General features: G+C 35.7%; 17 protein-coding genes and 1 pseudogene. 9 read left to right on the top strand and 9 right to left on the bottom strand.

Translation table 11 applies throughout. The features are described 5' to 3' along the window. Positions 1-412: pseudogene (locus CVD18_RS22660) on the top strand (hypothetical protein); the annotation flags it as partial. Between the two features lie 30 nt (positions 413-442). On the opposite strand, the gene CVD18_RS16365 reads toward CVD18_RS22660, so the two are convergent. The 5 genes from CVD18_RS16365 to CVD18_RS16385 all read right to left on the bottom strand — a co-directional run bounded on the left by CVD18_RS16365 (position 443) and on the right by CVD18_RS16385 (position 6,891). Further along, positions 443-1,831: a tetratricopeptide repeat protein gene (locus CVD18_RS16365; protein WP_103866505.1), complete on the bottom strand. Its 1,389-nt coding sequence runs from the start codon at positions 1,829-1,831 to the stop codon at positions 443-445. 318 nt (positions 1,832-2,149) lie between these two features. After that, positions 2,150-3,349: an aspartate aminotransferase family protein gene (locus CVD18_RS16370; RefSeq protein WP_103866506.1), complete on the bottom strand. Its 1,200-nt coding sequence runs from the start codon at positions 3,347-3,349 to the stop codon at positions 2,150-2,152. Positions 3,350-3,418: 69 nt separating this feature from the next. Next, positions 3,419-5,287 carry an OstA-like protein gene (locus tag CVD18_RS16375; RefSeq protein WP_103866507.1) on the bottom strand — a complete coding sequence of 623 codons (1,869 nt, stop codon included), beginning with the start codon at positions 5,285-5,287 and terminating at the stop codon, positions 3,419-3,421. 703 nt (positions 5,288-5,990) lie between these two features. Then, positions 5,991-6,641, bottom strand: a complete 651-nt coding sequence (locus CVD18_RS16380) for a hypothetical protein (protein WP_103866508.1) — start codon at positions 6,639-6,641, stop codon at positions 5,991-5,993. 31 nt (positions 6,642-6,672) lie between these two features. After that, on the bottom strand, positions 6,673-6,891 hold the full coding sequence (locus CVD18_RS16385) for a hypothetical protein (RefSeq protein WP_146052819.1): 219 nt from the start codon (positions 6,889-6,891) through the stop codon (positions 6,673-6,675). 293 nt (positions 6,892-7,184) lie between these two features. Between CVD18_RS16385 and CVD18_RS16390 the strand changes: the two genes are divergently transcribed. The 7 genes from CVD18_RS16390 to CVD18_RS16420 are packed head-to-tail and all read left to right on the top strand — an operon-like array spanning position 7,185 to position 14,928. Continuing rightward, positions 7,185-7,868, top strand: a complete 684-nt coding sequence (locus CVD18_RS16390; protein ID WP_103866510.1) for a DUF4280 domain-containing protein — start codon at positions 7,185-7,187, stop codon at positions 7,866-7,868. Between the two features lie 3 nt (positions 7,869-7,871). After that, positions 7,872-11,141: a toxin VasX gene (locus CVD18_RS16395; RefSeq protein WP_146052820.1), complete on the top strand. Its 3,270-nt coding sequence runs from the start codon at positions 7,872-7,874 to the stop codon at positions 11,139-11,141. Continuing rightward, complete coding sequence (locus CVD18_RS16400) at positions 11,132-11,899, top strand: hypothetical protein (protein ID WP_103866512.1); 768 nt, start codon at positions 11,132-11,134, stop codon at positions 11,897-11,899. The genes CVD18_RS16395 and CVD18_RS16400 overlap by 10 nt, the downstream gene beginning before the upstream one ends. Next, positions 11,893-12,666, top strand: coding sequence for a hypothetical protein (locus CVD18_RS16405; RefSeq protein ID WP_103866513.1), 774 nt, complete (start codon positions 11,893-11,895; stop codon positions 12,664-12,666). Before CVD18_RS16400 ends, CVD18_RS16405 begins: the two co-directional genes overlap by 7 nt. Next, the gene (locus tag CVD18_RS16410) at positions 12,660-13,412 is read left to right on the top strand and encodes a hypothetical protein (RefSeq protein ID WP_103866514.1); all 753 of its coding nucleotides are present in this window, start codon (positions 12,660-12,662) and stop codon (positions 13,410-13,412) included. Before CVD18_RS16405 ends, CVD18_RS16410 begins: the two co-directional genes overlap by 7 nt. After that, positions 13,406-14,179: a hypothetical protein gene (locus CVD18_RS16415; protein WP_103866515.1), complete on the top strand. Its 774-nt coding sequence runs from the start codon at positions 13,406-13,408 to the stop codon at positions 14,177-14,179. Before CVD18_RS16410 ends, CVD18_RS16415 begins: the two co-directional genes overlap by 7 nt. Then, positions 14,173-14,928, top strand: coding sequence for a hypothetical protein (locus CVD18_RS16420; RefSeq protein ID WP_103866516.1), 756 nt, complete (start codon positions 14,173-14,175; stop codon positions 14,926-14,928). The genes CVD18_RS16415 and CVD18_RS16420 overlap by 7 nt, the downstream gene beginning before the upstream one ends. A gap of 4 nt (positions 14,929-14,932) precedes the next feature. On the opposite strand, the gene CVD18_RS16425 is transcribed toward CVD18_RS16420, so the two are convergent. Beyond that, on the bottom strand, positions 14,933-15,316 hold the full coding sequence (locus CVD18_RS16425; protein ID WP_146052821.1) for a hypothetical protein: 384 nt from the start codon (positions 15,314-15,316) through the stop codon (positions 14,933-14,935). Between the two features lie 534 nt (positions 15,317-15,850). On the opposite strand from CVD18_RS16425, the gene CVD18_RS16430 reads away from it, so the two are divergent. Beyond that, complete coding sequence (locus CVD18_RS16430; protein WP_103866518.1) at positions 15,851-17,182, top strand: PD40 domain-containing protein; 1,332 nt, start codon at positions 15,851-15,853, stop codon at positions 17,180-17,182. A gap of 402 nt (positions 17,183-17,584) precedes the next feature. Here the strand turns inward: CVD18_RS16430 and CVD18_RS16435 are convergent, their stop codons facing one another. From CVD18_RS16435 to CVD18_RS16445, 3 genes are all read right to left on the bottom strand, one after another. Beyond that, positions 17,585-18,856 (bottom strand): adenylosuccinate synthase, encoded by a 1,272-nt coding sequence (locus CVD18_RS16435; RefSeq protein WP_103866519.1) that lies wholly within the window; start codon positions 18,854-18,856, stop codon positions 17,585-17,587. Beyond that, positions 18,856-19,326 carry a Fur family transcriptional regulator gene (locus CVD18_RS16440; RefSeq protein ID WP_103866520.1) on the bottom strand — a complete coding sequence of 157 codons (471 nt, stop codon included), beginning with the start codon at positions 19,324-19,326 and terminating at the stop codon, positions 18,856-18,858. The genes CVD18_RS16435 and CVD18_RS16440 overlap by 1 nt, the downstream gene beginning before the upstream one ends. A gap of 176 nt (positions 19,327-19,502) precedes the next feature. Beyond that, on the bottom strand, positions 19,503-21,707 hold the full coding sequence (locus tag CVD18_RS16445; protein WP_103866521.1) for a bifunctional (p)ppGpp synthetase/guanosine-3',5'-bis(diphosphate) 3'-pyrophosphohydrolase: 2,205 nt from the start codon (positions 21,705-21,707) through the stop codon (positions 19,503-19,505). Between the last annotated feature and the right edge of the window lie 339 nt (positions 21,708-22,046).

Raw genomic sequence — 22,046 nt, forward strand, 5'->3', positions numbered from 1 at the left:
TTGTAAAGAACATCTATGCGAATTTGCTAAACTTTACTATAAAGATGAAAAACAAAGATATAAGTGGATTGATACATTCTCAGAAATGATGCTCACCAAGGGGATTGACCCCATTATTGTAACACTTGAAAAATTACCAGAACAGCGCAAAACAACTGGAAAAAGAAACACATTGATCAACTATTATCGTAAAAATAAAGACAGAATGCAGTATCATAAATATATTGAAAAAGGGTTGATAATAGGATCGGGAGCCATAGAATCTGCTCACAAAGATGTGCTGCAACAGCGATTGAAGTTATCTGGGCAGCGATGGACTATGGAAGGTTTTCAACAAATGGCGCAACTAAGAGTAGTATATAAAAGCAAACAAGAACACAGGATCAAACAATTATGCCAAAATGCAGCATAATGGGAAATTTGTCGTACACCCATAAGCATATTATTTATATTCTGAAATAATATTTTTTATTAGTGTACGATTAAAAACCTGCTCAAAGAGTTCTTCTAGAACAATATGGTATTCATAATCGATTTTTAGTGCTTTTCTCAGATGTTCTTCTCCTTTATCATAGTCTAATCCTTCAAAATGTAAACCAGCAAGCCTAAAATGTACTTCTGCATTACTCGGGTAAAACTCAATCGCTTGATATAGACATTGTATTGCGGCACTTGATTCTCCTAGAAATCTAAGAATATCAGATCTGTTTAGCCAGGTTTCTAGCTCATAATTACCTAATTCAATAGATTTTCTGTAGCCTCTTTCTGCTTCTTCAAAAAAAGCAAGTCTGTTATTGATTTTTGCATACCGTTTCCAATATAATACATTCTCACTATCAATGTTTATGGCTTTATTGATATAATAGAGTGCTTTTTGGTAATTGCGTTTACGCATATAGAAATCAGTAATGGCGATCCATCCTTTGTCTAATAGGGGGTCTTCATGTACTGTTTTAGAATAATACTGGATTGCTAAGTCATCACTGCCTAATTTTTCATAAGATTTTCCTATTCTAAGTAAAGCAAAAGAAGTAGGATCGTCTAACTCCAGTGTTATTTTATAGTTTTCTATGGCTTCGGCATAGCGTTTTAGTTTTTCTAGTACTTTTCCTTTTTCTAGATAAGCACCTATAAAATATTCATCACTTATAATAGCAAAATCAAATGCAGTAAGTGCTTTTTTATAATCTTTGATATCAAAATATTGTTTCCCTGCCTGATGCCATGCAACTTCACAGTACGGATTTTTGTCTAAAAATATATTTAGATACTCTATAGCTTCTTCATGTTGTTCTAGAAAATCAAAGCAGTATATAATATTGTATAATGCAGAATAATCTTGATCATCGGTCTCAAGGCATTTCATGAAATTGATTTTGGCGTTTTCAAAATCATCCATAAAAAGGTATTCCATGCCTATAAGAGAATATACATCTGCCTCATCATTGGTGTATTCTAGTGCCATCATCAGTAATTCGATAGCTTTGATATGATTATTTTGTTTAGAAAGAATATTTGCTTTTTGAATATATATTTCTTCGTTTTCAGGTTCAATAGCATGTAGTTGTGCCAAGAGGTTATCAGCTTTATCTAGGCGGTTTTCAAAAACTAGTACTTCAACCTGTAGAAGTTTTAGATTGACAGATGAAGGGTGCTGAGAAAGCCCCAGAGAAATTGCTTTTTTAGCTTTAGCAATTTTTCCGTTTTCCAGATAATGATGAATAATGGACTCAAACTCATCAGAATCAAAAAACTTAACATCATTAGATCTCAGCATAGACTCATATCGAGTTATAGAGAAATTATTTTCTTCTTCGTGGTTAAATTTCATACACGTTGATTATAGATGCTGGATAAATCATACATAAAACAATAAAAGCACTTCTTTATTGTCTTAGGCAAGAATCGCATTCAGTTATTACAATACTTAATTTATTTTCGCATTATTGATTTCCTCAGTATTAAAATTACAAATGATATCGTATCGTGATACTTGTATATCTATATTGTTTTTAACAAACTAATTAACAAAATACGTACCATCATGGTTTATAATGATATAGTTTTTCTTTTGAAGAAAGCCGAATATCTATAATTGATATGTGAAAAGAAGTGTATTAAAGATACATTTTTTTAATTAAAGATCAATTTATTGGGGTGCATTTTCTGATAATTGAATCTCATTTAGGGCTTTAAGAATGATATTACAACCTTCTTTTATTTCTTCTTCAGATATGGTAAGTGGTGGTGTGATGCGTATAGCTGTGGGTTCAAACAGCAACCAGAATAAGAGTAACCCGTAGTCTTGGCATTTTAAAATAAGCTGATTGGTTATTTCTGGGCTAGGAGTGATAATGGCAAGCATGAGTCCTAATCCTCGTATTTCTTTTATTAGGGGGTGTACTAATAATGATCTAAAAAGTTTTTCTTTTTGCAAGGTGGCTGTCATTACGTCACTTTCTGTGATTTCCTGTAATGTTGCCAAAGCGGCAGAAGCAATAACGGGATTACCGCCAAAGGTGGTAATATGTCCTAGTTTTGGATGATCTTGCAGTTGATCCATCATGGCAGTAGATGCTGTAAATGCGCCTATAGGGAGGCCGCCTCCCATTCCTTTGCCCATTGCTACGATATCGGGTACCACATCATAATTTTCAAAACCAAACAATTTGCCAGTTCTGCCAAAACCTGGTTGTATCTCATCTAGAATTAGTAATGCTCCTACTTTTTGGCATTGTTGCTTTACTTTTTTTAAGTATCCTTTTTTGGGAGCTATAAAGCCAGCCCCTCCCTGTATGGTTTCTAGGATAACAGCAGCAGTTTTGGATGTTATCTGTTGCAGGTCTTCTTCTTGATTAAAGCGTATAAAACCAATACCAGGTAGTAGTGGTCTGAATGCATGTTTGCGCTCTTCATAGCCCATTACACTCATAGATCCCATGGTATTACCGTGATAGGCTAGTTTTGCAGCAATAATCTGGCTACGTCCTGTGACTTTTCTGGCCAGTTTAATGGATCCTTCTATGGCTTCGGTGCCTGAGTTAGTAAGGTATGTTTTTTCTAAAGGATCGGGCAGGTGCGCTGCTAATAACTTGGTGAGTGCTACAGGGGCTTGTTGTGCGTATTCACCATATACCATAACGTGCAGGTATTTGTCTAACTGATCTTTTATAGCACGTAGTACTCTGGGGTGTCTGTGCCCCAGGCTACAGGCAGATACTCCAGCAATAAAGTCTAAGTATTTTTTGTTATCTGTGGTATAGATATAGCTTCCCGTAGCGTGCGAAATTTCTAGTGCCAATGGGTGCGGAGTGGTCTGTGCCTGATATGTAAAAAAATCTTGTTTCAACGTGGTATATAGCCTGTTTGTTAGTTATATAATTTGATACTATCCTATAGAAGCTTATCTGTGATCGTATTATTTTATCTTGATGCTGTCTTTTACTTTTTCTTCTGGGTATTGCAATGTGGTCACTGTTACGCTGTCTCGTTGTTTTGCTGTACGCATAAGATCATGATCTACTTGAGCTGTCTTTTTTGGTGTTTTCTTTGTATCGGTAGAAAGTTCTTCTTTGTTTAGTTTTTGTATGGGTATAGAGTCTAGTTGCTCATTGGTTTCTTTGAGTTCTGCATCTTTGAGTTCTTGTTCTAGTAGTCTGGAGCCTTCCGTTTTGTTTTCTTCTAATCGTTTTACGGTTTCTTCATCAAAGAAATCGGCTTCGTCTTTTGGGAGTGGTATTCCTTTGATTTTGGTTAGTTTTGGCAGTGTTTCACCTCTAAATAAGTCTGCTTTGCTATTTATACGCTCTTCTCCTCGCCAATGAAAACCTGATAATTCACGAGCATTTTCTGGCAGATCGATCTCTCTATATAGAACTCCATCTACGTTTTGATAATAATATACATCTTCTATCTCGCGATCATTGAGTAGCAGTCGTATAGAGCTAGAAAGTACTTTGTTGATTCCGATAAGTTTTAGGTCTCCCTCACTTTCTCTTTGATAAAAGATGGTTTCTGTGTTTTTATCAATGTCTACTTGATAAATCTCGTTATCCTTGAATAGTCCAAAGAGCGATTGGCCTTTTACCTGATTGTAGCCTGCTTTTAGGGTGTCTTCTTGTGCCAGAAATGCATTTTGATAGACAACAAGAGAGTCTAGTTTATCTGTTTTGGTATCTGATATAATTTTTATGGTATCGCCAGTCATTTGGTTTCTCTGTGCCCAAATAATAGGGGAGCCGACCATCTTGGTATATCCTGTAACCTGATCTACATTGATAGAATCACTTTTACCACTCATATTACTTTTGTAGATTCTTACATCATAAAAACCATTCATAATCCTATGTTCGGGTTTACCAGTTACCATAAGGGTGTCACTATGAATATAGATAGAATCTTTTTCTTGCAATGTAGCCGCCAGCGCTCTTTTGGTAATAAATACAGAGTCTCTTTCTTTAAAAACCTCTGCATAATGCCCTGTAATCACTGAGTTATTTGCAGTGTCTAGTACTCTTATATTATTGGTTGCAGAGGCAAATTGATTGGCGCTATTATAGAAGATACTGTCGCCAAAAACGGTACGTTTATCATAATCGATTCTGGCATTTTTTATAGCATATCCTGTTTTGGATTTGGTATCATAAAATCCACGCTCACAGTAGAGGGTGCTTTCTTTTCCTTTTACGGTAGAGGGACCATATAGATAGGTGTGCCCGTTTTCTGAATAATAATCCAGTCGATCAGAATCTACGGTATTCTCGGGGTTTACAATTTTTACCTGAGTATTAAAGGAGTATTGTTTTCTATCCATAAAATAGCGTCCGATTTTACTGGTCAGCGTATTCGATGAATCTTTGACTGTTCCACCACTACGGTAATATGCTTGTTGCCTCACTCGGTCAAAAAATAAGGTGTCTGTGCGCAGGGTATTAGAGGGGGTTTCCATAAATACATCATCACGGGCATAGGCAAATTGTGTGTTACCATTATACTCTGCATATTTACTGGTCATAGTAATGGTGTCTCCCTGTTTCATTTTTACATTTCCCAGGGCTTTTACAAACTTATCTTCGCCATAGTGAATGGCTTGATCACACCAGATTTCTATTCCCTCATGCATCATATATACTTGCTTGTCTACTTTGGCAAGAATGGTGGCTCCAGGAAATCGATTTTGATCCTTGATCGTACGATCAGATTGTACTTTGATTTGTTTTGCTTCTTGCCCATAAGTGGCTAGAGTGCCTAAAACGAATACTAGTATATAGAAGAAATTATTTTTCAAAGGGTTTCAAATTTGTATGCAAATTAACGAAAATTGTACCTAATGATTGTTTAATACCAGTTACATTTTGAGTTTGCTATAATAAAACTTACCATGTATATGGTATCACTGCAAATCACTTACTAGAAAAACTGCTGTATTTTGAAATTGTTGCGCGATGGTTGGTTTATGTAGTAATGAGTATTTAGTATTGAGTAGTGAGAAACTTCAACATTCAGTATTCAGTATTGGGTATTCGATATTCGACACTCCTTGTTCGCTATTCAAAATTACTTTTACATTTAGAATTTTGCGGTTTTACATTCCTTCCTGTATATGGTTTTTTGCCTACGCTGGGAGGACAGCAGGTACTTTAGTTTTTGGTTCTAACTTCTATATTTAGTATTGAGTATTGAAAAACTTCAACATTACAGTGTTCAGTATTGGGTGTTCGCTATTCAAAATTATTTTTACATATAGAATTTTGCGGTTTTACATTCCTTCTTGTATATGGTTTTTTGCCTACGCTGGGAGGACAGCAGGTACTTTAGTTTTTGGTTCTGACTTCTATATTTAGTATTGAGTATTCGATGTTCTTTGGTTGATATTCAAACTCCTTTTTATATGTATAAGAATACCGAATAGCGTCACTTATTTGGTATTAAGTGTTCGGTATTCGGTATTCAGGATTATGGTATCATTTTATATTGATACCGTTTTGTAATTAGCTTTTTCTTTTTCTGCCCAATGCTTCTATCAGTTGGGGTTTGTCTTCTAGAGCAATATTGGCAATGGCATAAAATTCTTGCATCCAATCTTCCATCTTGGTAAAAGCGGCATCTTTTTGTTTGGTTGCGTCTTGTGATTCTCCGATTTCTAATAAATAAGCGGTGCGGGCGGTTTCTACTTTTGCTATCTGCTCTATTCCTGCAGTGATATCTTCTGTTGTGATTCTTAAACTTGCCAGTTGAGTAAGGGTTTCCTGATCTGTGGTGCTATAAAACTTACGAATCGTCTCGATCCAATTGTTGTAGGCTTTGGGTTTGCTACCTGTAAGGTGTAGTTTTTTTAAGGTTTCGAGGTCTTTGCGAAATACCACTTTGGCCTTTTTGCGGTGTTTTCTGTATTGTAATTCTAGGGTTTCTTTTTCTTTTTTAAAAACAGCAGAGGCTTCCAGCGTTTCATCATCCTCTTGTTTGTTATAGTCATAGGCCGTTCTGGTTTGATCCAAGAGTAGTTTGCCTTCTTCTATTTTGGCATCATCATAGTTTAGTTCTGCCATTTCTTCTGCGATCTCAGGATGGTCTTTTACATTTTGTAGAGCTACCCTGTATTGTTCTAAAATTGCTGCTTCTGATGCGGTGTACCTTGTCATAAACGTATTGTTTTATGGTTTTAGATAATATTCAAAAATCAACGATACTACAGTATATACATCTTATGATTGCCCCAAGCATTGCTTCATGTTGCCCAAGCGTTGCTTCACGATGCCCAAGCATTGCTTCACGATGCTCAAGCGTTGCTTCACGATGTCCAAGCATTGCTTCACGATGTCCAAGCATTGCTTCACGATGCTCAAGCATTGCTTCATGATGCCCAAGCATTGCTTCATGATGCCTGAGCATTGCTTCACGTTGCCCGAGTATTGCTTCACGATGCTCGAGCATTGCTTCACGATGCCTGAGTATTCCTTATAGAGTGCCGAGCATCTTTTATCAATGCTTGCGTATGCCCAGAAAAAGGATATATGATATACTGTATAGCGTTTTATATAAGAAATGGGTAAGGTTCTATAAAAAACGCTTGTATGGGTAGGAAGTGGTAAAGATACTTTTTTTTGTAAAATAGTGTGTAGGAAGACTTTAGTTTTTTTGTTTCAAAATTTTGTGTAATTTTAGCAACAATTAATTAGCCAACGATGAGTAGTAAAATCTATGTACTAGATGGGGCATTGGTAACATGCGACCAGGGGGTTACTCCCGCAAAATTATTGGTTACCGAAAATCAAAAAGTAAAAATACAAGGCAAGTTTAAGGCAACCGATAGAGATGTGCAAGTACCACAAACCTTTGGGCAATGCAAGCTTAAACCCACCAATGGCGGGTATTTGCCATGTATACCAGGGCTACAACCGTGGACCAAGACTTCGCAAAAGGCATCTATGGGAGGTAAAAAATTCTTGTATCAAGACTCTGAGTGTAGTTGTGTTACGGGGGGCAAAGTTACCATTTTACAGCCTATGCAGATCAATACAATGGGCAGTACGATAGAAGAGTTTAAGCAAATTGCAATGATTATGCCCGGGGCGATGCTGGGTAATGACAAAGCCCCAAAAGTAGTAGAGTGTTATTGGATGGATGAGCATGCCACCAACAAGATAGATACGTTACACTATGGCCAGAAAGCGGCCATTTATGTATTGACCGAGAATATAGCTCCTGGTAAAACTATCAAGGTAAATGTGTCTGAAAAAGATGGAAAAGAAATCGATGGGGTGCAAAACAAATTGGTATACTCAGGAACGGTACAGGCAGATGGTACTGCCACACTACAATTACTAGAAACGGGAGAAGACTGGAACAAAGAAACACAACAGGCATAGGGTATGAGCAGAACAAGACGATTGATTTTGGAAATAGAGGCCGAGGGAAGAACCTTTGATTATAGTAACCAAATGCTGACTATAGAGGGCAAAGAGGCTCCTGCTATAAAATTACATTTTCTGCGGGATGGCAAATTACTCAATGAGCCCCGACAGAGCCACCTGCAAGCTAGTATGCAGACCGAGGCGACTGCCACCCAAAAAGATGAAAACGGCAATATCCTTTTGCAAGAAGTGATTATAACCAGCCCCAAACTGAAACATTACAGTACGGTAAGAACTGGTATAAATCCTGGGTATGTATATATTATAGATGAGAGCATGCCCGATACGCCTATAGAGTTTGCGGTAGATGGCGATGGCAATTTTAAATCGATCTCCTGGCAATCTGGGCCAGAAGGATTTCCTGATGTGCGTACACCAGATGGCCATACCAATACCAATGGGTATTATGAGGCAACTTATGGGGCAGTGGTTTGGGCGGCTTATTCTACCGTGCAATGGACCCAAGCGTACTATGACTCTCTGGTAGCAGATCTGCAAAAACGCAAGGATCGTATGACCCAAATCACGGCAAATGGTTTTGAGCTGGGAGCAGTAGAAGGTACAGACGATTACGACCCCTATAGCTGTATTACTGCCTATTTCTCATCAGACAACAAAAAACGTTGTAACCATTTGCAAAGAAAGATCAATGCCATACAACAGCAAGAAGAGCAAAGAGCAGAAAACCGCGATACCAATCCTAATCACCAAGAGCCTGAGGTGATGACCGATATGTTTATCACTCTAGAAGACCCTATAGGCTGTGCCATAGATATCAATGAGGGGTTGTCTAAAAAAATATTGGAGTTTAAAGCGCTGATAGATGCTATACAAACAGGTGAAACGGTAGCAGATGCCTATACCCGAATGAGCGAAGGATGTTTTGAGGGGCCAAAACCCGATAAAGAATACCAAGCCTTGGTATCATTGGCAATTACTTGCCATCAATTGGTATATAATGACCCTGAGTCTATCAAAACATACGATGGCGGATCACCGGGAGCTCATCTCTTTGATCGCCATGGGCTAGACCCCCGCCCCAAAAACCAAACCTTTTATGGCAAACACACCACCCACACTCTACCAGTAACCAGTGCTATAGGCTATGGGCTTGATTATCAAAAAATAGAAGGCATACTGGGGGTCAAAGAGCGTACTGCATTGAGGGCAGAAGTAGGAGAGTATAAAGAAGATATGGGAGTGTATATAAAAAGTAAAGGACTCAAAAATATGCTCGAAGACTACCTGCATAATATAGCAGAGCGCACTCTAGATGGGCGAGGGTTATTACTGGATATACTAGAGGGGTTGATGACTAATACCTATGATTTTGATAGATTTATGCTTGTTAAAAAAGAGTATAAAACCACTGATAAATGGATAGATTGGGGGTATGAGTTAATGAATTGTAAGTTTCAAGACCAATTTACCAATACCCCTGTAACCAGTACAGCATCTGGTTATACAACCCTAGACCCGCTATATGCATTGCTTACGCCATTATTAAATATAACTGAGGTAATAGATAAATCACGTAGTATAAGTCATAAGGCTGCCAAAGTATATAAAAAGAAATTAAAACACCATGCCAGACAAGCCTTTGTCGTAAAAAAGGTAGGGCGCACTATGTTTAAGGAGATTCCCGACAAACAAAACTTTGTGGTAGCAAAAATAAATGAAAACCTTACTCTGTATGGCGAAAAAATGTTTGAGGTACAAGATGGGGAAATGCGTATGAAACTGCACGAAATGGGGGTAGAAATAGATACCGATTATGTACAAAAATCACAACATACCCGCCTAAAAGGAAAATTTAATTACTCTGGAACAAAAAAAGGCAATTTGTTACGGCGTAAACCAGGTTTTAAAAACACCAAGCGAGAACTAGAAATACTACGCGCTCTGGTGGGTGAAGAAAATATAGAAAATATAGAAATTGTAGAAAGCGTACATCGTGGGGATCAACAAAATAAGATAAAGGCACGAGTGCGCAAAATGGTTACCAGTGCAGAGATAGAAGCCAATAAACCTAATGTAAAAATTGCAAAAATGATCAATGGACGCGCCTTTAATGGGGTGTTTGCAGGGTTAGAGTTGATTAATTTTAGTACAGCAGGATATAATTTATTTCAGAAAGGAAGTTGGAAATCAAAAATTAATTTTGTAGGTGCAGGTGTTAAAATGGGAGAAGCTCTTAAGAACTTACAAAAAGGATATAAAATTTCTCAAGGAGCTACTACAACAGTGGTGGAAGGGATAGCTTATCATGCTAGAATTTTAGGTGTTATTGGAGGTACATTTACAGCAGGAATGTGTTTATGGGAGAGTGTAGAGGCGATGGATAAAGGAGATGTAGATGCTGGGGTGGCTCTAGCCTTTGCGGGTACTGCTTTTGGGGTTTCTACAGCAATGTCACTGTCTTATTTCTCTAGCTGGGCTTTGGCAGGGCCTGTAGGGTGGATTGCCGCAGGGGTAGGAGTGGGCTTATTGGTCATCGCTTCTTTGTTGACAGATAGTGAACTGGAAGAGTTTTTTAGCAACTTTTTGCTCAGTGATACAAAAAAGTTTCCTAAACAAGCAGGAGAATCTCCTATGGTATATATACAGCGTGTGCTGGATAATCAATATACGTTGACCGATGATGATTATAGAGATACGCTTATGAATCCTATAGAAGCAGAAGTAGCTTTGATGGATGCTATTGTATGCAAAAAAATGGAGTTTGCCCCTATAGCCCCAGATCGTATTGAGCATGAGACTATTTATTATGGGATGGATCAATTTACTGTAAGTGAGGAAACGGTGTGCTATTTTAAGGTGACCATGACCTATTTACAACTCTTTAATGATCCTGATCAGGTAGGATATCGAATATTTTTATACCCCAAAGGGATTGGCGAAGGAAACCCCCATGAGCTTACCCCAGAACGTGATGTACAAACAGTAACCAATACCTGGGGGAAGGAGGCAGTACAGATTAGGTTTACTATAGATACAGATTCAATGGCATTAATTACGACCAGATCAGAAATATTGTTTACTACTCGTTTGGCACTAGATGCCTCTGCCTATATGTATTTTCCGTATTCACTTAAGGGGGAAGAACGTTGGTTGGGTGCCTTGATCCGAGTAAAACGAAAAGGGATTTTGTTTACCCGTTTTATACAAAATAAAGATGTTAAATTAGCACCATTACACACCTTACAAGATAGCAAAACATGGAACTAGATTTTACCAGACCTGTCACCCATACAGGGTATAAAAATGCTGAGAAACTAAAGAAATATTATCATAGAGTTGACAAACAAATTGTAAACAAGAGTTTTAGTTCATTAAGAAAAGGAATTGATGTTGATAATACAGATAAAAAAAATTGGGATGCCGATGATCATTTTATAAATATGCCTACAGCGGGTACTGTTGTCCCATTTATTGGGGGAGGTATATCATGGTTTTTGGTTATTAGTGGATTATTTGCGGATGATACTTTTGATGGTTTCGGTTTATATGTATATATCTTCTTTTGTGTTTTAGCTATTTTTTTTACGATTTATTATTTTACCAAACCTAAAAAAGAAAAGATTTTAAATCGTAGAGATGGGTTGATTACTGTACCTGGAGTTTTATGGCAAAAAAATATCACCATCCCTTTTAAGGATTGTTTGTTTGCTTATAGTACAGGAGGCGAAGATGGTACAGGGGCTTTTATGCTAGAAGTTATTAGACCTACTAAAAGCCGTTTTGGTACATTTGCTTTGTTTAATATGGGGCAAGGAGATTGTTATCAGGCAATATCTCTAGTTACTTGGTATATGGATAAAAATAGGCCATTACCGCCAGGTACTGCTTTTGATGCGTATAGAGATCGAGATTATGAGCGTCGTAAAGCAGCGGGATTCCCCAGACCTTTATATCCTAGTAGTATTGCTACCCCAGAAGCTACCAAAGAACAACAGGCAGAACGTAAACGTATAGGAGGATGGTAGATTTTACCAGACCTGTCACGCATACAGGGTATAAAAATGCTGAGAAATTAAAGAAACATTATCATAGGGTTTATAAACAGATTACTGAACTTCCTTATGATTTGAGAAAAGGAATTGATATAAAAAATATAGAGGATAAAAAAAGTTGGTATGCAGATAATCACTTTATGAGTATACCTAATACAGGTAATGCTACACCATTTGTATTTGGAGGAGCATTTTATTTAGTAGCTTCGATTTTTATCATAGGTTATGTTAAAGATGGTACTTTAAAACCTTTTGAAATTTTTCTATTTGTATTAAGCAGTCTTTTAGCTATTTTTTTTACGATTTATTATTTTACCAAGCCTAAAAAAGAAGAAATTTTAAATCGTAGAGATGGGTTGATTACTATACCTGGAGTTTTATGGCAAAAAAATATTACCATCCCTTTTAAAGAATGTTTGTTTGTATATAGTACTGGGGGGGAAGATGGTACAGGAGCTTATAGTTTACAAGTTATGCGTCCTTCAAAAAGTAAATTTGGCACATTAGAAGATTTTAGTGTAGGGCAGGGATATTGTTATAAAGATATGTCATTTATCTGTTGGTATATGGATAAAAATAGGCCATTACCGCCAGGTACTGCTTTTGATGCGTATAGAGATTGGGATTATGAGCGTCGTAAAGCAGCGGGATTCCCCAGACCTTTATATCCTAGTAATATTGCTACCCCAGAGGCTACCAAAGAACAACAGGCAGAACGTAAACGTATAGGAGGATGGTAGATTTTACAAGACCTATTACCCATACCAGGTATAAATATGAAAAGAAACTAAAAAAATATTACCATCGGGTAGAAAAGAGAATCATACAAAAAGCTAATGGTTTTAATAAATTAAGTAAAGAGGAAGAAGAGAAGTATATGTATATTACAGATGATTATATTATGTTTCATACAAAAGGTACAATCTTACCATTCTGGGGGGGAGGGCTATCTTTGTTTATGATTGTTAGTGGTTTGTTTTCTGATGATACTTTTGATGGTTTTCATTTATATGTTTATATCTTTTTTTGTGTTCTTTTAGTTTTTTTTACAATTTATTATTTTACTAAGCCTAAAAAAGAAAGAATTTTAAACCGTAAAGATGGGTTGATTACTATGACTGGTTTTTACTGGCAAAACAATATTACGATGCCTTTTAAGGAATGTTTGTTTGCTTATAGTACAGGGGGCGAGGATGGAACCAGTGCATTTAAATTACAAATAATACGCCCTACCCAAAGTAGACTTAATTCTTTTGATGATTTTGCTTTAGGAGGAGATTGTTATGAAGATATGTCGTTTATCTGTTGGTATATGGATAAAAATAGGCCATTACCTCTGGGTACTGCTTTTGATGCGTATAGAGATCGGGATTATGAGCGTCGTAAAGCAGCGGGATTCCCCAGACCTTTATATCCTAGTAGTATTGCTACCCCAGAGGCTACCAAAGAACAACAGGCAGAACGTAAACGTATAGGAGGATGGTAGATTTTACCAGACCTGTCACGCATACAGGGTATAAAAATGCTGAGAAATTAAAGAAACATTATCATAGAGTTTATAAACAGATAACAGAGAAGCCTAGTACTTTAAGGAAAGGAATTGATATAAAGGATATAAAAGATAAGAAAAGTTGGTATGCCGATGATAACTTTTTTAATATGCCTACGGCAGGTACAATTACTCCTTTATGGGGGGGAGGAGCTTCTGGATTTGTTACCATCTCGGTACTTATAGGATATTTTGCTAATGGAAAATTGAAACCTTTTGAAGTTTTTTTATTAATACTTTGTTCTATTCTTACCGTTTTTTATATAGTGTATTATTTTACCAAACCTAAAAAAGAAGAAATTTTAAACCGTAGAGATGGGTTGATCACGATGACAGGGTTTTTATGGCAAAAAAATATCACCATCCCTTTTAAGGAATGTTTGTTTGTATATAGTACCGGGGGCGAAGATGGTACAGGGGCTTATAATCTTGAAGCCATGCGCCCTTCAAAAAGTAAATTTGGTACGCTAACAATTTTTACGGTAGGGCAAGGGGATTGTTATAAAGATATGTCATTTATCTGTTGGTATATGGATAAAAATAGGCCATTACCCCCTGGTACTGCTTTTGATGCGTATAGAGATCGTGATTATGAGCGTCGTAAAGCAGCGGGATTCCCCAGACCTTTATATCCTAGTAGTATTGCTACCCCAGAGGCAACCAAAGAACAACAGGCAGAACGTAAACGTATAGGAGGATGGTAGATTTTACAAGACCTATTACCCATACCAGGTATAAATATGAAAAGAAACTAAAAAAATACTATCATAGAGTAGAAAAGGAAATTTTAGAAACTCCAAATACATTACGTCTAAAAAATAATTTAGAATGGGAAAAAAATAGATATACCGATGATCATTTTATAAGTTATTCAATTAAAGGTAATATTCTTCCATTCTGGGGAGGAGGGATATCATGGTTTTTAGTTATTAGTGGATTATTTGCAGATGATACTTTTGATGGTTTCGGTTTATATGTATATATCTTCTTTTGTGTGTTAGCTATTTTTTTTACGGTGTATTATTTTACCAAGCCAAAAAAAGAACAGATTTTAAACCGTAGAGATGGGTTGATTACAATGACAGGTTTTTACTGGCAAAACAATATCACCATTCCTTTTAAGGATTGTTTGTTTGCCTATACTACAGGGGGCGAGGATGGTACAGGGGCATTTAATTTACAAACAATACGCCCTACCCAAAGTTGGCTTAACTCTTTTGATGATTTTGGTGTTGGTCAGGGTGATTGTTATAAAGATATGTCATTTATCTGTTGGTATATGGATAAAAATAGGCCATTACCGCCAGGTACAGCTTTTGATGCGTATAGAGATCGGGATTATGAGCGCCGTAAAGCAGCGGGATTCCCCAGACCTTTATATCCTAGTAATATTGCTACCCCAGAGGCTACCAAAGAACAACAGGCAGAACGTAAACGTATAGGAGGATGGTAGCGCATCAAAGAGGTTTTTTGTGAAAACTCAATTCTGCTGAGCTTTCAAAACCTTCAATGATTTTAGCTGTTAAATTTGATTCAGTTAGTTGGGTCAAACTCATGTCCTTTATGACATAACCAGAATTTGTTATTTTAATTATTTTTTTCTCTTTGTCTATTTCAAATGTTCCATCAAATTTATTAATTACATTTCCTTTTAAATCTAATATCCTGTTTTGATACGTTCCGTCTTCTGAAAAAATAATTTCATGGATGTTGCTAGAGTCATATAAATCACTTGATTCATTTTCTACCCAAGTTCCTGTTAAATAATTTAGACTTATTTCATTTGAGCAAGAAATGGTGATGATAATAAGAGGTAGTACTAGTATTTTTTTAATTCTCATATTCTCATATTTGATTACTGTATGCTTATCTAAAAACGTTGTTTTTAGCAAATCTAAAGATAAAGTAATTTTGAATATCGAATTGTAGAAATATCGAATAGCGAACTCCCAATGCTGAATTATAGAACCAAAAACCATCAACCATCAACTAAATTCTAAATATTACATCTACTGTGAATGGTAAGGTATGTTGATATAGATCATTTTTTTTGTTGGTTTTTTTTTGTTGCTTGCAATAAAAAAAGGATGATGTGTTTGTTTTATAGGATGAAAGGTTATTGTTGGAAAAAAGGCAGATGAAAATGATATTTTTTTGATTTTTTAACACATGATCTGACTAAGCATCAGTAAATTGCACTGGGAAATAACAATAAAACAACCGATTTGTGCTATGGGGATAGCATCGTCATATATTTTATAAAAGACATTGTTGGTCGTAATTTATTAAGCCAAAGTGTATTGAAGATCGATACAGTATTGGTTTTGTAAAAAGCGATGATGAGGTCGTAATAGTATCGATAAAAAAAATAATAGATGTTTTTGAGAAAAAACTACGGGGTTCTATTTTTTTTGTTTTTCTGGGGAGCATTGTTTTCTCAAGAAAGACAGTTGCAAAGAGCGAATACAGCTTTTGAAAAACATGCTTTTGCTGATGCAAAGAAATTGTATCTAAAAGCATTGAAAAAAGGGGGACAATCAAAAGAATTATATGAAAAACTAGGGGATTCATATTATTTGACAGGAGATTTAGAAACTGCAGCGCAGTGGTATTGGGTATTACTATCAATGTATTCACATAAGGTACACCCAGTATATAGAGATAGATATGTTATGAGCCTCAAGGCTAGTACGTCTACAGATAAGATTGATGGCTTGTCATCAATGTTGTATACTAATACCACTACTAATAAGGAGGGGATAGATCCAGCACATGAGAATTTTGTGATCAAGAACCTGAAAATTAATTCAAAATATTCTGATTATGCTCCTGCATTTCATGAAGGGGGACTGGTATTTGCTTCTTCAAGAAATAAGAATAGCTTTTCTGAGGTATTGCATGGATGGAATAATGATCCGTTTTTGGATTTGTATACTGCCAAGAAAAAACATGATACACATAAAGTTCAGAAATTAAAAGGAAATATCAATACCAAATTTCATGAGTCTTCTGCAACGTTTAGTGTTGATAAAAAAACAATCTATTTTACACGTAATAACTACTCAAAAAGAAAGCCTAAGAGGAGTAAAGATCAATTGGTTTTATTAAAAATCTATAAGGCTGATTATATAGATGGAAAATGGAGAAATATAAAGGAACTACCTTTTAATAGTGATGAATACTCGATTGCACATCCTGCATTATCACCAGATGGTAAATATTTATACTTTGCTAGTGATATGAAAGGGAGTTATGGGCAATCAGATCTTTATGTAGTAACGATTGATGAACATGGTAATTTTGGAACTCCCAGAAATTTGGGAGATCAAATTAATACTCCAGGAAGAGAAACTTTTCCGTTTGTGAGTGATACAGGAAAATTATTTTTTGCCAGTAATGGTCATGAGGGAAAAGGTGGATTGGATATTTTTATGGCAATGTTTAATACCGATGGTACTGTTGAGGTTCATAATCTGGGAGCGCCTATTAATAGTTCTAAGGATGATTTTACTTTTATTATTAATGAGGAGAGCAAAATGGGATACTTTGCTAGTAATCGTAATGGGGGTAAAGGGAATGATGATATCTATATATTTAGACAAATAAATTCGTTTAAGGAGTTTCCTCGTGGTAAAAAGAAAACCAAAAAGAAGCTAGAACGAGTGATTGATCTAAAGCCTAATAAGGATGGCACTACTTCATTGTAAAATGTGAAACCACAAAATTCTAAATATAAAATGAAAAAGGAGTTTGTGAATGTTGAACACTGAATACTGAATATAGAAGTTAGAACCAAAAGCTAAAGTGTTTGCTGTCCTCCCAGCGTAGGCTGGGAACCATATACAAGAAGGAATGTAAAATCGCAAAATTCTAAATGTAAAAATAATTTTGAATAGCGAACTCCCAATACTGAATAATGAAGTTACAACCATAAAGCATTAATCAGCAACTAAACACTTACTACTAAACTCTAAATGTAAAGTGTAAAAATGTTTCATAAATCCACTTGAGGAGATAACACTTCTGGATACAATATAAAAAATACCACTCTATCAGAGTGGTATTTTTTATAGATATATGATTGTCTTTTGTTATCTATGTATAGTTTGTTATCTATGTATAGTTTGTTTTCTATCAGGACCTACAGAAACGATGGTAATAGGTGTTTCTAATTCTTTTTCTAGAAACGCTATATATTCATTTAACTCTTTTGGGAGTTGTGCGGCATCTGTCATTCCTGTAAGGTCTTCAGACCATCCGCTGATCTCTGTATATATAGGAGTTACATTTTCTGGTTCGATATTATAGGGTAGGTGTGTGATTTTTTTACCTTGATATTCGTATGCTGTACATACTTTTAAGGTTTTGAAACCACTTAATACATCTCCTTTCATCATCATAAGTTTTGTTACGCCATTTACATGCACTGCATATTTTAGGGCAACAAGATCAAGCCAACCACATCTTCTGGGTCTTCCTGTGGTAGCTCCAAATTCGTTACCTACTTTGGCCATTGTTTCTCCGTCTTGATCAAATAATTCTGTTGGAAATGGGCCACTACCTACTCGTGTAGTATATGCTTTGAATATCCCGAAAACGTCTTTTATTTTGTTGGGTGCAATCCCTAATCCTGTACAAGCTCCAGCGGCAGTGGTATTAGAAGATGTTACAAATGGATATGTACCAAAGTCTATATCTAATAAAGATCCTTGAGCTCCTTCTGCTAATACTGTTTTACCTTCTTTTTGAGCTTGGTAAAGGTATTCTTCACTATCAATAAAGGTAAGTGTTTTTAAGACTTTTACAGCTTCAAAAAAGTCATTTTCTAATTCTTTTAGATTGTATTCTATTTTTGAGTCATAGAAATCAATCATGGCTTCATGCTTATTTGCTAAGGCACGATAGCGATCTTTCCAGTCACTTAATTCTAGGTCACCTACTCTAATACCGTTTCTACCAGTCTTATCCATATAAGTAGGACCAATCCCTTTTAAGGTAGAACCAATTTTTGCTTTTCCTTTTGATGCTTCTGATGCGGCATCAAGAATTCTATGCGTAGGAAGAATTAGGTGTGCTTTTCTTGAAATTAATAGTTTGGATTTGTAATCCAAGTTGAATTTACTAAGATTGTCTAACTCTTTTTTGAATATAACAGGGTCAATTACGACACCGTTTCCAACCAAATTAATAGCCTTGTCATGAAAAATACCACTAGGAATTGTATGTAATACATGTTTGATACCATCAAATTCTAAGGTGTGACCTGCATTGGGGCCTCCTTGAAATCGTGCAATGATGTCATAGTCTTTTGTAAGAACGTCTACAATTTTTCCTTTACCTTCATCTCCCCATTGGAGACCAAGTAATAAGTTTACTGCCATTATGAGTTGTCTTGATTAGTTGTTTTTTTCTTTGTTCCGTAGAAATATAGAGAATGGTTTGTGATATCTACATCAAAAATTTCTTCTATTGTTTTTTTTATGGATTGAATTCTAGGATCACAAAACTCCATCACTTCTCCTGTATCTGTCAATATGAGGTGGTCATGTTGTCGATCAAAATATGATTTTTCATATTGTGCCTGATTCTGCCCAAATTGATGTTTCCTCACTAGCTTACAGTCTAATAAAAGCTCTATGGTGTTATATAAAGTAGCACGGCTAACTCTATAGTTCTTGTTTTTCATTTTGATATACAAGGATTCGATATCAAAATGCTCATCGCTTTCATAGATTTCTTGAAGTATAGCGTATCTTTCTGGTGTTTTTCTATGACCGTTTTCTTCTAGAAAACTTGTAAAAACATTTTTTACAATATTCTGGTCGTTTTGTGTTGTGGCTTTAGTACTCATACATTTAAAAACGCAAAGTTACATTATTTTTTGTTAGTGAGACTCGGATTTTAAGAACGAATATGTATGTATTCTCAAAAAAAGTATCCTCGGCTCGTTTTCTTATAGATAATCAGATAAATGAATAAAATGATTCTATTGATTTGTCTTCTTTTTATATTGAAAAGGTACTCATATTATTCTCTTATCACTTTATCAATACCATTAATTTTTGTAAGATTTTTTATCACCGTCTTTAATGTGTTTTTGTTTTTTACTCCTACGGTTATTTTACCAGTAAAAACGCCATCATTGGTGTCAAAATTCATATTATAGATGGCAAGATTCATATTGTTTGAGATAATTTGTGTTACCTCGTTGACGACTCCTATATTATCGATACCATTAAGTCTGATTACTGCCCTGAATTCTTCTTGGCTAGAATCGATCCATTTGGCATTGATAATTCGATAGGCATAATTGCTTTGTAGTTGTAAAGAGTTTGGACAATTATTTTTGTGCACCTTTATGCCTTCGTTTACTGTAATGAATCCAAAAACATCATCTCCAGGTATTGGGTTACAGCAATTAGATAGTTTGTATTCTAGTTTTTCTGAGTCTTTACCAAAAACAAGAAGGTCATATTTGGAGGTGATTTCTGGTTTGTTGAGATCTTTGAGGTTTCCTCTGCGAATTTTATTTTTGATAAAATTCATAAAAACATTACTTCGCGTAGTGGCAAATTCTTTGATCTTTTGATTATCGATAGTTCCTATGCCTACTCTGTAGTATAAGTCAAGACTTGTTTTGAGTTTAAAGTAGAGCACGAGTTCGTTGACGACTTTTTCGTTTAGTGCAATTTTCTGAGAGCGAAGTTTTCGTTTGAGTATTACTTTGCCATCTTCTGCGATTTGTTTTTTTTCGTCGCGTAAGGCAGATTTTATTTTTGATCTGGATCTTGCTGTTGTGGCATAGTCTAGCCAGTTAGAGGATGGTTTTGATTTGGTAGAGGTAATAATTTCTACCTGATCTCCACTTTTGAGTTCGTGACTTAAGGGTACTAATTTACCATTTACACGTGCTCCTCTGGTTTTTAAACCTATTTCTGTGTGTACACTAAAACCAAAATCAAGGGCGGTTGCTCCTTTTGGTAATGATTTTAAATCCCCTTCGGGAGTAAAGACAAATATTTCTTTGGCGTATAGGTTTAGCTTGAATTCTTCTACAAAATCAACTGCATTGCTTTCAGAATTTTCTAGTGCTTCTTGTAACCTGTTTAGCCAACCATCTAATCCTTGGTCTTGATTTTCTTCTGTATTCTTATATTTATAATGAGCGGCATATCCTTTTTCTGCAATTTCGTGCATACGCTCACTACGTATTTGTACTTCTACCCATCTGCTATCTGGCCCAATTACGGTTATATGCAGGGCTTCATACCCTGTGGATTTTGGTTGAGAAATCCAATCTCGCAAACGAATTGGGTTGGGCCTGTAATAATCAGTTACTACAGTATATATTTTCCAGGCAATAAATTTTTCATTTTCAAGGTCGGATCTATAGATGATTCGAATTGCAAATTTGTCGTATACTTCATCGAATGCAATGTTTTGTTTGACCATTTTTCTACGAATAGAAAAGATGGATTTTGGGCGTCCTTTTATATCATAGTTCAAACGTTCTCTGTCAAGACCTTCTCTAATCTGATCCGAAAACTTTTTGATGTATTCGTCTTGCTCTTCTTTACTTTCTTTGATTTTTTCCAGAATATCTTTATAGATTTCGGGTTCTGTATATTTTAACCCTAAATCTTCTAATTCTGTTTTGATATTGTATAAACCAATACGGTGTGCTAATGGAGCATATATGTATAGGGTTTCTGATGCAATCTTTACTTGCTTATCAGGACGCATCGCATCCATTGTTTGCATATTGTGTAAACGATCTGCAATCTTAATGATAATTACTCGTACATCATCATTAAGGGTGAGTAGCATTTTTCTAAAATTCTCTGCTTGTAAAGAGATATCTCTATCTTTTTTTAAGGAAGAAATTTTGGTAAGCCCATCTACAATACGAGCTACTGTTTCTCCAAACATTTGCTCGATATCTACTAGTGTGTATTCTGTGTCTTCTACTACATCATGAAGCAGTGCTGCGGCAATAGAGGTGGCATCTAAACCGATCTCACTTGCTACAATTTTTGCTACTGCAATGGGATGAAAAATATAGGCTTCGCCACTTTTACGACGTTGATCTTTGTGTGCATCAACGGCAACATCAAATGCTTGGCGGATTAGGGATTTGTCTTCTTTAGATAAATCTCTATAGCTAATGCGCAATAACTCTTTGTATTGCTTGGCAATTTCTTTGTTTTCCTTTTCTATAGCAGCTTCAGTCATATAACATAAAGTTTTTTTAAGAAAGCCCTATTTAAATAATGCATGTGATATATCCCCATTAACTAAAAAAGCAAATAAAATTATTTTATCTCAATTTTTCAAATGAAATTATCTTCTAATACCATTTGTTTTATTCCATATTTCAAAATAAAATACATCAATAGTGATGTTATCTGTGATTTTTGCCTTTAGTAATTAAATGTACAATTAAGAAATGTAATCACCAAGTACTCGAGCAATGTATTTACTTACTAAGTGAGATTTATTAATCGTTAGGGTAATTAGTTCTTATAAATCTTTCAGGCGGCGTATTTGGCGTGCTTATGATGGAAATATTGT

Source organism: Aquimarina sp. I32.4 (assembly GCF_002924285.1).
Classification (GTDB): domain Bacteria; phylum Bacteroidota; class Bacteroidia; order Flavobacteriales; family Flavobacteriaceae; genus Aquimarina.